Below are 13,604 nucleotides of genomic sequence, written 5' to 3'. Positions count from 1 at the left end.
CTGCATCGGCTTCCTTCAGCACCCCGATAATCTGCTCTTCACTGAACCGCGATTTCTTCATGACAAGGTTTCTCCTGCGGCCTTGCCACTAACTTTACAGTGGGATACTTCAGAGGGGAAAGGTCACCGTCACCGTTCCACTCGAGGTTCACACCTCGACCGGTGCGATCGGTATATCGCGTCACGAGGTGATGTCGATAACGGTATTCGCGGCGATTACCGTAGCGATCCGTCGCCCCGATCAAGTCGTTCTGGTCGTCGTACTCGTAGTTCGCAAGCGTGCCGACGTATTCGCCTTGTGCGTCATGATGAGTGACGCCAACGATCCGCCCTCGCGTGTCATGCCGGAACGCAACCTGAACGTGCGGTGCAATCAGGCGATGCAACCGCCCTTCCGCATCGTAGTCGAGCGTCACCTGATTGCCGGCACGGTCCTTGACGAATGCGAGACGGAACACGTTGCCGTGCCGCTCGTACGCTTCGAGCAGCACATGCCCGCGCGTCACGGTCAGCCACTGCTCGTCCAGCCGCAACAACGTTTGCCCCTCGGAAAGGTCATCGTGCGCGCTTCCGACCCGGACCTTCCCAGCACCACAGGTCAGTTTGGCATCAACCAGCCGGTGGGATTCCAGCAGTAAACCTGACGCCTTTCTTCGTCGCACGCAATACGGCGTCGGCCAGTCGATCCCCGACGACAATATATGTCGGGGAATCGAATTGCCGACCAATTCCATTAGCCGGAAAATCGGAGCGCAAGACCATCTTTTTGAAACCGACCTTGGCGTCAGGAAATCCCGATATTTTCACCACGATCGGCTCGGAAGCGTCGTGATCAACCACATCAACTTTTCTCATCGGGTTGAGAAGGTAGTACGAACCATCGATAGTCTCTCCGCTCGATCTAAGAACTGCCGGGATGAATTGAACATCATCATCATTCGCCAGCCCTTCAATCGCAGCACGTACTGCCTCACTTACAAGCGGAATCAAGATGTCTGACCAGATGACGCCGTAATCTCGAATCTTTGGCAGGCCTTTTTTGGGAAGTTCAAATAGCAAGGGAGCGGGTCTTACGAGACGTTTTGCCGCCTGCAACTCGAAACGATCCAATCCATTTGTTTCCTCGTTGAAGAGTGCCATCCGATTTTCCGGATAGTCTGCCTCCGTGGTCCAGATTTTCGTCATATTTCCTCGCTCAGTTTGGACATGCCCATGGTCGATGGTTCTTGTTGAGCATCCGGTTCCCCGCTTTCAACTCTGCCCGCTCACGCGCAATGATTCCGCGCAGGGCCTGATCATATTGTGTCTGGCCCCAGCCCTGCTGTTTTCCTATTGCCACCGCGTCATTCATTTGTCTGGACAAGTTCGTGCTGACAATGTTTGGATGGCGCCCGTTGTGGATCGAGCGAGTCGGATGAAGGCTTTCATCATCTGGGAGATAGATTTTGTTGGCTTGAGATTGAAGGTCAAAGCCTGCAAGGGCAATTAGCGGGTGGTTTTTCGTTTGCGAATTCTTGTCGCTGATAATGTGATGCTCTTGGAATCCTTGCGCCTTGAGGCAGCTAACCTTTCGTTGAATGCTTGCTTCATGCGCAGGACGGCGCGGCGCCAACCCCAACGGATCGATCCACTCGACGGGGTTTGACGCGTATTGATAAACATTGATGCCGCCGGCAAGTCCAATCGGGTCTTGCGATACGAATCGTCCGCTACTCGCATCATAGTACCGGTGCCAGTTGTAGTGCAGCCCTGTCTCATCGTCGACCTGCTGCCCCTGAAACCGCAACAGATTCTTCGGAGTAACTCCGGCGGCCTTCGACGCCCGCGCGATCACTTTCCGTGCGTCACCCCACGCCTTATATGACGCTTCCCACACGACATCGCCGTTGTCGTCCGTCAACAACTGTGGCGTACCGATCTGATCGCAGTGGTAATAAAACAGCTTGGCATCCGCCAGACGCTCCGGAACTTTTTGCAGCGGATCATCTTCCGGCACGTACCGATCCGTGCTCTTCCACTCCGGCGTTGCAATTCCCTCTACCGGCTCCGCCACATACTGCACCAACGGCACGAAAGTCCCCGGCTCATAGATATAGTGCGTGCCTGACTCTCCGTTGCATTCATATGCCAGCGCGTCTCCATCCCATCCAAATACTGTCTGCTCGCCATTCACTTCCTTCGCGATCCGACGACCGAATGCATCATAGAAGTACCGCGCCTGACACTGCTGTGACACATCTGCAACCCGCACCGACTGTAAGCGGTTGAACTCGTCCCATTCGTATTCCTGCGCACCTGTCGGCGTGCGCTTGCGCACCAGATTGCCGCGCTCATCGTAGTCGAAGCGCATCCCTGCATATGCTTTCAGCAAGTTACCTAGTACTTTCGGTACATCGACCGGCAACGTACTTTCTACCCGTACCGGACTGGACCGGCCCGCGGACATCGCCTGACCTAGCACCGGATCGATAATGTTGCTCGCGGGATCGAACGCAAACCGCTCTTTCCCGACGGAACTGATCGCTTCGATTAGGCGTCCGACGGGGTCATATCGATAATCCGTCCCCCCCTTGCGACTGTCCTCGATTCGCAACAACTGCCCAGCGGCATCGTAGCGATACCGTCGCTCGGCCAAAGGCGCCGGTGCCGTCGAGCGTTGGATCGTCTGTCCCACCACCCGCCCCGCCGGATCGTAGATCGTACGCTGTCCGACATCGCTCGACAGCAGCCGTACCGTCTCGCGATGTAGGTCATCACGTTCGAACTGTACGCGCTCCTTGCCATCCAGCAGCATCCCGTGCACGTGCCCTGAGCCGTACATCAACCAGTCGACCGCATGACCATCCGGGCGCACGGTCCGTCGCCGGTTGCCGAGTTCGTCGTATTCGTGATGCCAGACGTAGCTGCGTCGCTCACCGAACAGATCATAAGCGTGATGTTCACGCACAAGATTACCGGCCGGGTCGAAAAAAAACTGGACTCGACTATATCGGTTTACCGCTTCGATCAGCCGACCACTAGGATCGTATGCAAACCGCTCTTCGCTCGCCCCTGAAACTCGTTTCAGCAAGCGGCCGTTTGTGTCGACATCCATCGACGTAACCCGGCCTGCTTCATCTACCGATTCAAGTCTGCCGCTTTCCCTGTCATACAGATAGCGCGTCGACTTACCATCGAAACCGACTTCTTCGATCAACCGCCCTACCGAATCGTAGTGGAAGTGATATGTCGAGAAATTCGCGTCAATCAACGCAGTCAATCGACCGAGACGGTCATATCTGTATGCGACTGCCTGCCCGAGCGCGTCCGTGCGACTCACAATCCGACCGACAGCATCATAGCTATATCGCGTCGTTCGATTGAGCTGATCCGTCTGCCGCAACAATCGGCCTTCTGCATCGTACTGCACCTGCTCGATTCCAGCTGGCGAACGAATCTCAGTCAATTGCCCGTTCGAACCGTAGCCATACGAGACCACCCAGCCAGACGAACCCTTTGCCTCGCGTACACGACCAATAGTGTCATATCGCCACTCAGTCTTCTTTCCAGAACAGTCCGTGTAGCTAGTCAACTGCCCCGCATCGTTGTATTCGATAGACTTTGATCCGCCCTTGGCATCGGTGACCTTTACCGGCAGCCCTTGGTTGTTGTAGCTGAACTTCGTCGAGTGCTTGAGCGGATCGATCTCTTCGACAAGATTGCCCGCGTCGTCATACTTGCGCTGCCACATATGTCCGTTTGGATCGACAAAGCCAGTCATCTGATCTTCGGAGTCGTACACCATCTCGACGACGCTGCCATCCGGACGCTCGTGCCACGTCCGATTCCCTCGCGCGTCGTAACGCATCTGCTCGATGCTACCGTCCTGCAGAATGTGCAGCGTCAGGTTGTTGTGTTCATCGCGCCGGAACCACTCTTCGTTCCCGTCCGGATAAGCAATCCGATACACATAGCCGCTGATGTTGTAGTAGTAGCGCGTTACCTGACCCAGCGCATCGGTCACGTAAGTAAGGCGGATATTCGGATGCCATGCGAGACGGATGTCGAGACTGCCATCGTCCGCATACTCGCGCACACATTTCGCGTTTGCGCTGTCATCCGCGTCAGCACCGTCCCATTCGAGCGTGATGCCGCGACCCGTGCGGTCGGTGTAGTGCGTGACGAGATGCCGGCGGTACTGATAGCTCCACGCGTTGCCATGCCGATCGGTGGCGCTCACGAGGTCGCCTGCTTCGTCGTAGGCGTAACCCGCGAGCCTGCGACGATTGCCGTCCTCGAGCACCTGCTCGATCAACACGATCCGACCTCGCTTGTCGTGCTCGAACGACAGCACATTTCCACTCGCATCGATCAACCGCACCACACGGCCAAGTGCATCGTAATCGAGCGTAATCGTATTGCCCGCACGATCTTTCTGCATCGCCAACCGGAATACATCGCCGTGGCGCTCATAGACATGCAGCACATCATGCCCGTACGCGATAGTCATCCACGTATCGTCGAGACGCGACAGCGTCAGATTCTCCGCGAGATCGTCTTTCACGCCCCCGACTGCGAGAGCGCGATATTCAATGCTCCGCCCGCTGGCGTCACGATAGAGCCACGTATCTCCATCGATATCAATTCGCGTCGTGTAGGGCGTGAGCCAGCGCGCACCGAGTTCACCGTTATCGTACGCGGAAAGACGGGACCGGTACGTCCGGGCCCAGACGAGTGGCAACGCCCCAGGCAGTTCGAAATCCGTGTGCGTGAATGTCTCGTCGCCAAATGCAAAGTCGATCGACGCGGGCGACGTGCCGATCTGGCAACCCTTGCATGGGCTTTGGCCCGCGCCCCGTGCATGTGCTTGCTCCCCTGTCATCCCCAGCGGTTCCTGAGGACGATCGACCTGCGCCTTCCCCTTGCCGCCGGGCGGAACATCCGCAGTCTTCTCATGAAGTTTCCCGCGCGCGCGCACCCGCGCCACGGCTTCGATCAACTGCGCGATCAACCACAGCATCTTGCCTTCTTCGCTGCCGTTCAGATCGCGGATCGCCTTAGCGACCTTCGGTGCCTCGGTCTTCAGGAATGCGACGATATCCCGGAACGGTTGCAACCACGAATCCGGCGCGAGCTTCGCGGCCATCCCTGCCGTCGCGTTCCCGGCGTCCTTGCCAAGTGCAATCGAACCTTCGTAGCCGTACTCAAAAGCATCGACCACCAGCATCGGGTTGTACCAGGATCGCTTGCCCATCTTCTGAGCGATTTGCGTAGTACGTCGCACATTGGCGCTGCTGTCGAAGATTTTCCCCTTGAGGGCGAGCTCCAGTCCGTCCGCAATACCAACCATCAATTCCTGCGCCTTGTGCGCGCAGTCGTTCAGCAGTTCAACAAGAACGTCCTGCAGGGTCTTCAGGAAGTTTTCGATTTCAGTCGCAGCAGCAGCGTTGACATGTGTGACGAGCACCGAGATAAGCGCCGCCCCGAGGTTGCCGCGCGTCACCAGCAACTGATTGCGCACGAGCCGGAGCAACGGCCGAGCCGACAATCGAAACGATGCCAGCGGCGGCGGAACCGGAATGACCCCGATCAGGTTGATCGCAAGCCCAAGGTAATCGAGCAGATTCGCGTGGCGCTTCTGGACGATCGTCACGATGTCGCAAACCGCGTCGTAAAACGCCATCAGGTTGCCGATGATCGGCACCGCACTTGCAACGGTCTTGAGATCCTCGAACGAAATGTGATTGCCGCTGATTTCGAGCAACCACTTATTGAAACGGTCGCCGCCCGCCGCCACATCTTTCGGTGAAATATCGCTGAGCCAGGAAACGGCCTGTTCCTTCTCGGCGCCCGGTGGAAGTTGTTGTGCCATGTCGTTGTTCTTTCAAATCGCGATTTGTTGTTTTAGACGGCTGACGTGCCGCCCTCTCAGGATTTCAGCGGTCCGCCAAACCCGCTCGTCGGGAGCTTCATGCCGGTGGCGCCGGCAGCGGACGTCACCGTCGTGGCGCCCTTGCCGGCGATCCCGGCAACACCCGGCAGCGCACCCTGCAGTGCTCCGGATGCCGCGTTCGCAGCAGGCGCGGCCAGTGCCGCGAGCCCGCCCTGACGCGCAGCCTGCACCATCCCGGCCACCTGCTTCGCGGCGCTGCCCAGGCTCGAAGCCGTCTGCAAGGCAGACACCGCACCTGCCCCGCCCAGCGCACCTGCCGCCGCCGGCAACGCGGAACTCGCCAGTCCGCCCAACGCCGCACCGGCACCACCGCCGCTCACGAGCCCCATCGCAGCGGTCGCCGCGGCAGGCGCCATCCCTTGCAACTGGCTGGCTAGCTGCCCCGTCGACGCAGCCTGTGCGGCCTCCGGCGACGGCTCGATCGGCTCCGCCGGCCACTTCGCCTGCTTGAAGTAGTTCGCCGGCTGATCCGACTCGCGCGGATCCTTCCCGAACTCGACGCGCACCGCCCCCGGCGGCAGCCCGCTCACGACCGTATACCCGCCGTTGTCGAGCGCCCCCTTCTTGAGCACGGCGCCGTTCACGTCTTTCACCGTGAACAACCCACCCTTGACCGCCTCGCCGTTCACATACTTGTGGAACAACTCCAGTTGCCCCGGCTGATCCGGCCTCGGACTCGGCAGCGGATACCCCATGCTCGCCGGCCCCGCGAACGTATGCGACGCGCCCTTCACGTCGATCGCACCGGGTGCATGAATCTCGATGTTTCCACCCTGGATCCGGATATACCCGCCGCCGCTCGTCAGCAGGATCCCCTGATCAGCCGCGATCTCGATCCTGTCCGTCGCCGACACCACCTTCACCGCCTTCTGCGCGGTCACCTCGATGTTGTCCGACTGCGCCTGGATCTCCACCTTGCCCTTGCCCGCGAACAGCTTCATCCCCGCGTTCTGCACGAACAGGCTCAGCTTCTGCCCGATGCTCCCGATCAGCGACTTGCCTGCGGCCACGTGCACGCTCTGCCCGCTCGCCACGTTCACGTGATCGTTCGCGACCACATGCACCGACTGCTGCGTCGACATCCCGATCCCCGACGGGCTGCCGAACAGCATCACCGGCTCCTTGAATGCGTTCGCGTTACCCGTGCCGCCGCCTGCCGTACGCCCGCCGGACGCGCTACCCGATGCGCTGTCCTGCGTCGCATCCGTGAACGCGCGCATCGTGTCCTGCGCGTCCTTCAGGCTTTCCGCCTGATGCTGCTCGCTCACACCCGACATCGCCTCGACGAGGCTCTCGCCGGTCACGAGCTGCTGCTGCGCTTCCTTCACGTCGAGCGGCTGACTGTTCGCCGCCTTCGGGTGCGTCGTCACATACAGGCCCTGGCTCGCCCGCACCGCGCCATACGCATCCGAGCGCAGGTCGAAGCCGCTGCCGAGATACGACCCGCGCGAATTGCCGCTCTGGTCGATGATGTAGCCCAGATGCAGCAGGCTGTTCGCGCTGCTGCTCATCAGCTGCACGCGGTTCTGCCCGGTCGCGTCGTCCATCACGAGCTGGTTGTAGCCGCCGCCCGAATACTCCTTCGACCGATACCCGGACAGGATCCCGTCGGTATGCCATTGCGGCTGGTTCGCGCCGTTGTACACGCGCCCGACCGCGAGCGGCCGGTCGCAATCGCCGCCGACGTAGTCGATCAGCACTTCCTCGCCGATACGCGGCACGTGCACGCCGCCGTAGCCGCCGCCCGTATCCGACTGCACGACACGCACCCAGCACGACGCGTTCTCGTTGCCCGGGTTCAACCGGTCCCACACGAACTGCACGCGGATCCGGTTCAACTCGTCGGTATAGACCTCCTCGCCCTGCGGCCCGACGACGATCGCCGTCTCGAGATGCATGTCCGGCTTGTGATGTTCGAACGGGCTGCGATACGGCACGCTCACGCGTTGCGCTTCGACTTCGACGAGATAGAAGCCGGCCGATCCGTCGTCGTGCTGCACGCGAAACGCGGGATCGGTACCGTAGTTGTCCTGTGCCTGCGTCAACGCTTCGCGCAGGCTGTACGGAAAGTCCGCGCTGTCGCTTGCGACGGGCAGATTGTTCTCGATCCACCACGCCACCTCGATCGCGGCGAATTCGCGTTGATCGGCGGCATCACGATCGTGCTCGGGATGATCGGCCAGCGTGAAGCGCCGGCCGGCATCGATCGCGCGCACCCCGCCCGCGGCATGGAAACGTTTCGCCCGCGACTCCCACTCTTCCATCTTGACCTTCGTCAGATGGTCGCCGCGCGTCTGGTCGAGATACGTGTAGGCGCCCGTGTACTCGTAGACTTCGAGTTGATCCGGCAACTCGCCCTGGCCGCCCATCGTCGGCAGCGACGTGCCTTTCGGGTTCGACGGCTGCGAAGGATTCTTGTAGTCGAACGTGCGCGTCGTACGCGTGACGCTCTGCAGCGTGCGCGTACCCGACCATTGCGTGAACGCGTCGGGTTCGCTGGCCGCGTCGCCGCGATAAAAGCGCACGGTTTCCGGCGACAGCGGCGTGAACGCCTGCAGGTTGTCGGTGATGACGAGCGTATGCGACTTGCCGTCGTCGGCCTGCTGCCATGCGCAATAGAGCCCCTCGTTCTCCATCAGCCGATGCACGAAATGCCAGTCGGTGTCGTGCTGGCGCGTGTACGACCGGTTCGGCAGCGGCTTCGACAGCGCGAAGCGGAAATGGCCCTGCGCCTGCGGGTGCTGGTTCAGCACGTCGCTGATGATCTGGTCGACGGTCGTGTCGTTCCAGAGCCGCTGATCGCGACGGAACTTCAGGAAGTGGGTGAAATCGGCGAACGCGAGCTGATAAGTCGTGAGCCCACCGTCGGCGCCCAATCGGCGCGCGGTATGCACGTAGCCGTTGATCGGCCGATAGCCGAGATCGCCCTGCTGGATCCACAACGTGACCGGCTGTGCGATCAGCTTTTTAAGTTCCACATCGCTGTCGGTCGACAGCACGTCGAGCGTGAACTCGTATGCGCGCCCGATACGTGAGCGACCGACTGCCCGCTGAACGGTCAGGACGTTGGGCCCCAATGGCGTATCGAGCTTCAGCAACCGGTCCTGCTGAAGCAATCCGCCACGCAACGCGGCGATTGTGTTCTGCATGTTCATGAACGGCCTTTTTCTTTTGACACGCCCTCGGATGGCGCGAGCATTCGATTTTGCTCGCGCGATTTTACAGACAAAACCTCGCCCGCCCTCAAATCTGACCTGCTTTAAACGAGCAGAATCCGATCAGCCCGCATGCCACGCTGGCGGACGGTAATCACGCCCGCCGTCCCGCACATCGATGAAATCGATTGCAATCAGGGCCAATTCGACTTCCGGCGCGGCCCGGTTGCGAGTAGTGTCTACGTGCCCGTCTTGCGGCCCGCCGCGCCCACCCGGCGCCGGCGCTCACCCCACACCACGCTGACCACTGGAGATCTGCGATGAAACGTTCGAAGTTCCTGCTGTCGGGCCTGCTGCTCGCGTCGGCCCTCGGCTTTACGGCCGTTGCCGCGCACGCGGATGACCTGCTCGATTCAGTGAAGAAAGCCGGCGTGCTGCGCGTCGGCCTCGAAGGCACGTATCCGCCGTTCAACTCGCGCGGCACGTCGGGGCAACTCGAAGGTTTCGACGTCGACGTCGCGAACGCGGTCGCCGGCAAGCTCGGCGTGAAGACGCAGTTCGTCCCGACCGAATGGAGCGGCATCATCGCGGGCCTGCAGGCCGGCAAGTTCGACGTGATCGTCAACCAGGTCACGATCACGCCGCAGCGCAAGGAAGCGCTCGACTTCAGCCAGCCGTACACGTACTCGGCCGCGCAGTTGATCCAGCGCAAGGACGACTCGCGCAACTTCAAGTCGCTCGACGACTTCAAGGGCAAGAAGCTCGGCGTGACGCTCGGCACCAACTATGACCAGATGGCGCGCACCGTGCCGGGCATCGAGGTGCAGACGTATCCGGGCGCGCCGGAGAAGCTGCGCGACCTCGCCGCGGGCCGGATCGAGGCGACGCTCGACGACCGCCTGATGCTGCCGTACATGATCAAGACGTCGAACCTGCCGCTGCGCGCGGGCGCGGTGCTGAACGGCGGCAAGCAGGAAATGGCGATCCCGTTCCGCAAGGGCAATCCGAAGTTCGAGAAAGCGATCAACGACGCGCTCGATTCGCTGCACAAGGACGGCACGCTGAAGAAGATCTCGATGCACTGGTTCGGCAGCGACGTGACCGTGCCGGTCGCGCAGTAAGCGGCCCGACACTTCAACGCGTCACGCCCTTCGTCTCGATGAAGGCGTGACGCTTCCCCTCAAGCCGCTTCGTCGAAGCGCGCCAGCAGCATCTGGCCGATCGGTGTCAGCGCCGGGCGCGCGGCCACGGCATTCATGCGCACCTGCGTATCGTCGACCAGCCGCTTCTCGACCAGCACGGCGAAGGCCGGATTCGACAGATCGACACTGTCCGGCGCACGCGCGACGCGCAACAGCATCGAGAATTCATGCGGACTCAGCATGGTCCCTGTCTCCTGATCGTCCGCGGCCCGGTTCGAACCGTCGTCGATCGTATTTTCGAATGAAATGGCGCGATGCATGACCACTGCGCCGCCGGGAGCGAGATCCCGGTCGGCCCCCACCTGCGACGCGGGCACGTCGTCGCGAGCGGGTTGCGCACGTTCCCGGTCCGGCAGTGCCGCCACGACGGGAACGTGCAACGTTATGGGCACCCCATGACGCGACCGTGACAGGAAAACGGGGCGCAAATCGGTGCACGTCACACGCCGTTTCGGTTCGAGGCCGCCACGATTGACGAAGACGGGCCCATCCCCTGTCAGGCCGTCAGTTGCCCGCTCGCCAGCCGTTTCGCACCCCGTCATCGCGGATCGACCGAATACGGGAAACTCCCCTGCTTCGATCCGCTCGCATGGCGCATGCAGCGCACGACCACGTTCACCGCGCGCCCGAGTGTCATCCCGATGAGCACGCCCCACACCGCGAACGACAGCATCACGAAGCCGCCCGTCGCCGCCCACGGCGCATGCACGGCGACTGCGTAATGGATGCCGGTTTCGGTGACGAACGTCAGCATCAGCGTGGCGAGCAGGCTCGCATCGCCGGGCAGGCGTACGCGCAGGCCCGACGAGGCCGGACGGTACGCGAGCCGCCACCGGCTTGCGTGCAGCCAGCCCAGCGCCGCGCCGCCCAGGACGGCCGCCAGCGCAATCGCATTCGCGTCGACTCCTGCATGCGGAAAAAGTCCGTTCAGGCTGGCAATGCCGAGCATCCCGAACGCGACCGGCGAGATCAACGGTCGGACGGCCGGCACCTCGCGCGGGAAACAGCGCTTGATGCCGATATAGAGCAGCACGCAGAACATCACGTACACGTAAGGCTTCAGATGGAGGAGCGCGGACATGGTCGGAGTCGCCTGATCGGAATGGACACGGCAACACCGTACTGCCCGATCCCGGCAGGCGGCGGGGCTTGCGACGAGCGGCCGGAATTCGCGGACGAGCGGCGCGTCGCGACGATGATCGTTCGGCTGATCGGGCAGACCGATGTGCCCGCGAACCCGGCGGCCGGTGACTTCCGAACCGAAAGGCCGGCGCTTCATGCTCGACACGACACCGGCCGCGCCCAGTGTCCTTCCGCAGCCCCTTCCACTACACTCGTGACGGAAACCGGCCAACCGTCGGCAGCCGACGCGCTTTCGTCGCGGCCGCGCACCGTTCGTCGCAATGCGTGCGCAGTCGGCCCGCCCGGCAGTAAGGTCAAGACCATCAGCGCATCGCGCGCCCTCCTCACCCGACACCATGCGAGCCACGTCCGACCCTTCGCCGATTTCGCCGCCCCCCGCCAGCGCGGCGCCGCGATTGTTGCGCGATCCGGCCGCACTGCTCGCGTTCGCGTGCTTCAACTCGGTCGTCGGCCTGGGTTTCTGGGCACTCCATTTCCAGGAATCGCTGTTGCCCGACCTCGTCGTCGCCAACGCGATCGGTTTCTCCGCGCTGCTGCTCAGTCACGCCGCCGACAGGCTCCTGCCGCGCAAGCCGGGGCTCGCGCTCAAGGCTATCGTGATCGCACCGGCCAGCGTGCTCATCGGTTTCGAGATCACGGCAGCGATCATCAGCGGAAACGTGCCGCACGTGTTCGGGCGCGCCCGCATCGGCACGTGGGACAACTACGGGCCGTCGTTTCTCATCTCGGCGATCCTGTTCGTGTGCGTGTCGCTGTTCCTGCAGTCGATGCGCATGCGCGCGACGCTCGAGACCGAGCGCCGCGAAGCCGCCGAGGCACGCCAGGCCGAGACGGCCGCGCGCCTGGCGCTGCTGCAGGCGCAGATCGAGCCGCACTTCCTGTTCAATACGCTCGCGAACGTGCAGAGCCTGATCGAGCGCGATCCGACGCGCGCGTCGACGATGCTCGACAGCCTGAACCGCTACTTGCGTGCGAGCCTGCGACGCACGCGCGATGCGACGTCGACGCTCGGCGAGGAACTCGAGCTCGTTGACGCGTTGCTGAAGATCGCGTCGATCCGGCTCGGCGAGCGGCTTTCCTATGCGATCGACGTGCCAGCGGATCTGCACGCGCTGCCGTTCTCGCCGCTGCTGCTGCAACCGCTCGTCGAGAATGCGCTGCTGCACGGGATCGAGCCGTCGATCGACGGCGGCGTGATCGTGATTCGCGGCAGGATGCGGGGCGACAGTCTCGAACTGAACGTGATCGATACGGGCGTCGGCCTCGGTAAAGGCGACTCGCGCCTGCACGGCGGCGTCGGGCTCGCCAACGTTGCGGCGCGCATCCGCACGCTGCACGGCGAGCGCGGCCGCGTCTCCGTCGAAACGAATGCCGCCGCCGCGCATGGCGTCACCGCTACCCTGCTGATTCCGATCGACTGACATGCCGACCGCCCTCATCGCCGACGACGAACCGAACCTGTCCGCCTCCCTCGCGCAGCGGCTGAATCAGCTCTGGCCCGAATTGGACATCGTCGCGATGCCGCGCAACGGCATCGAAACGCTGGCCGCGCTGAACGCGTCGCCGCGACCGGACATCGCGTTTCTGGATATCCGGATGCCCGGCATCGACGGGCTGAAGCTCGCGGCGCTGGCGCCCGACGTGCATGTCGTGTTCGTCACGGCCTACGACGAATATGCGGTCGATGCGTTCGATCATGCGGCGGTCGACTATCTGCTGAAGCCGGTGACGGACGAGCGGCTGCTGCGCTGTATCGCGAAGCTGCAGCGCGGCGAGCCTGCGCTTGCGCAGGGCGATGCGCTCGCGCAGGCGGCGCAAGCGCGGGACGCGGCGCCGATCCGCTGGCTGACGGTAGGCGTGAAGGATGCGACGCGGCACGTCTCGGTCGACGACGTGCTGTACTTCCAGGCGTCGGAGAAATACACGGAAGTCGTCACGGCAGGCGAACGGCTCGTGATTCGCACGCCGCTGAAGGAACTGATGCAGCGACTCGATCCGGCGCGGTTCGCGCAGGTGCATCGCGGCGTGATCGTTGCGTACGCAGCGATCGATCGTGTCGAGCGCGATCTGTTGGGACGGTTGCGGATCCGCGTGCACGGGCAGCGGGAGATGCTGCCGGTCAGTCGTGCTTATGCGGGGTTGTTCAGGCAGATGTGATGCTATCTGCCTCCA

At 62.3% G+C, this 13,604-nt stretch carries 9 protein-coding genes; 3 read left to right on the top strand and 6 right to left on the bottom strand.

The features are described from left to right. Positions 1 to 38: 38 nt before the first annotated feature. Genes G3N98_RS21525 through G3N98_RS21510 form a run of 4 tightly spaced genes read right to left on the bottom strand, consistent with a single transcriptional unit; the run spans position 39 to position 9,087 of the window. Positions 39 to 662, bottom strand: coding sequence for a hypothetical protein (locus tag G3N98_RS21525; RefSeq protein ID WP_346779099.1), 624 nt, complete (start codon positions 660 to 662; stop codon positions 39 to 41). Continuing rightward, a complete protein-coding gene (locus tag G3N98_RS21520; protein WP_241026019.1) occupies positions 610 to 1,140 on the bottom strand; it encodes a DUF1629 domain-containing protein in 531 nt (176 codons plus the stop codon). Before G3N98_RS21520 ends, G3N98_RS21525 begins: the two co-directional genes overlap by 53 nt. Positions 1,141 to 1,195: 55 nt before the next feature. Further along, positions 1,196 to 5,851 (bottom strand): RHS repeat-associated core domain-containing protein, encoded by a 4,656-nt coding sequence (locus tag G3N98_RS21515; protein WP_206149164.1) that lies wholly within the window; start codon positions 5,849 to 5,851, stop codon positions 1,196 to 1,198. Positions 5,852 to 5,907: 56 nt separating this feature from the next. Further along, entirely contained in the window at positions 5,908 to 9,087 is a 3,180-nt protein-coding gene (locus G3N98_RS21510) for a type VI secretion system Vgr family protein (RefSeq protein WP_206149163.1), read from the bottom strand. 320 nt (positions 9,088 to 9,407) lie between these two features. Between G3N98_RS21510 and G3N98_RS21505 the strand changes: the two genes are divergently transcribed. Next, positions 9,408 to 10,208: a transporter substrate-binding domain-containing protein gene (locus G3N98_RS21505; RefSeq protein WP_089424350.1), complete on the top strand. Its 801-nt coding sequence runs from the start codon at positions 9,408 to 9,410 to the stop codon at positions 10,206 to 10,208. 59 nt (positions 10,209 to 10,267) lie between these two features. Here G3N98_RS21505 and G3N98_RS21500 read toward each other — a convergent pair whose 3' ends face one another. Together G3N98_RS21500 and G3N98_RS21495 are read right to left on the bottom strand one after the other, a co-directional pair. Then, positions 10,268 to 10,471: a hypothetical protein gene (locus G3N98_RS21500; protein ID WP_206149166.1), complete on the bottom strand. Its 204-nt coding sequence runs from the start codon at positions 10,469 to 10,471 to the stop codon at positions 10,268 to 10,270. 356 nt (positions 10,472 to 10,827) lie between these two features. Further along, the gene (locus G3N98_RS21495) at positions 10,828 to 11,370 is read right to left on the bottom strand and encodes a hypothetical protein (protein ID WP_206149162.1); all 543 of its coding nucleotides are present in this window, start codon (positions 11,368 to 11,370) and stop codon (positions 10,828 to 10,830) included. A gap of 457 nt (positions 11,371 to 11,827) precedes the next feature. Here G3N98_RS21495 and G3N98_RS21490 point away from each other — a divergent pair, with 457 nt between their 5' ends. Together G3N98_RS21490 and G3N98_RS21485 are read left to right on the top strand one after the other, a co-directional pair. Beyond that, positions 11,828 to 12,853: a histidine kinase gene (locus tag G3N98_RS21490; RefSeq protein WP_241026018.1), complete on the top strand. Its 1,026-nt coding sequence runs from the start codon at positions 11,828 to 11,830 to the stop codon at positions 12,851 to 12,853. 1 nt (position 12,854) lies between these two features. Further along, a complete protein-coding gene (locus tag G3N98_RS21485) occupies positions 12,855 to 13,589 on the top strand; it encodes a LytTR family DNA-binding domain-containing protein (protein WP_206149160.1) in 735 nt (244 codons plus the stop codon). Positions 13,590 to 13,604: the final 15 nt, after the last annotated feature.

This window comes from Burkholderia sp. Tr-20390 (assembly GCF_017104595.1).
Lineage (GTDB): Bacteria > Pseudomonadota > Gammaproteobacteria > Burkholderiales > Burkholderiaceae > Burkholderia.
Note: the sequence above shows the minus strand (reverse complement) of the source record. Positions and strands in the feature narration are given on the sequence as shown.

What these genes read in the sequence shown, in the direction of transcription:
- G3N98_RS21520 (WP_241026019.1), bottom strand. Translation starts at nt 1,140, where the DNA reads ATGGCACTCTTCAACGAGGAAACAAATGGATTGGATCGTTTCGAGTTG.
- G3N98_RS21515 (WP_206149164.1), bottom strand. Translation starts at nt 5,851, where the DNA reads ATGGCACAACAACTTCCACCGGGCGCCGAGAAGGAACAGGCCGTTTCC.
- G3N98_RS21510 (WP_206149163.1), bottom strand. Translation starts at nt 9,087, where the DNA reads ATGAACATGCAGAACACAATCGCCGCGTTGCGTGGCGGATTGCTTCAG.
- G3N98_RS21505 (WP_089424350.1), top strand. Translation starts at nt 9,408, where the DNA reads ATGAAACGTTCGAAGTTCCTGCTGTCGGGCCTGCTGCTCGCGTCGGCC.
- G3N98_RS21500 (WP_206149166.1), bottom strand. Translation starts at nt 10,471, where the DNA reads ATGCTGAGTCCGCATGAATTCTCGATGCTGTTGCGCGTCGCGCGTGCG.
- G3N98_RS21495 (WP_206149162.1), bottom strand. Translation starts at nt 11,370, where the DNA reads ATGTCCGCGCTCCTCCATCTGAAGCCTTACGTGTACGTGATGTTCTGC.
- G3N98_RS21485 (WP_206149160.1), top strand. Translation starts at nt 12,855, where the DNA reads ATGCCGACCGCCCTCATCGCCGACGACGAACCGAACCTGTCCGCCTCC.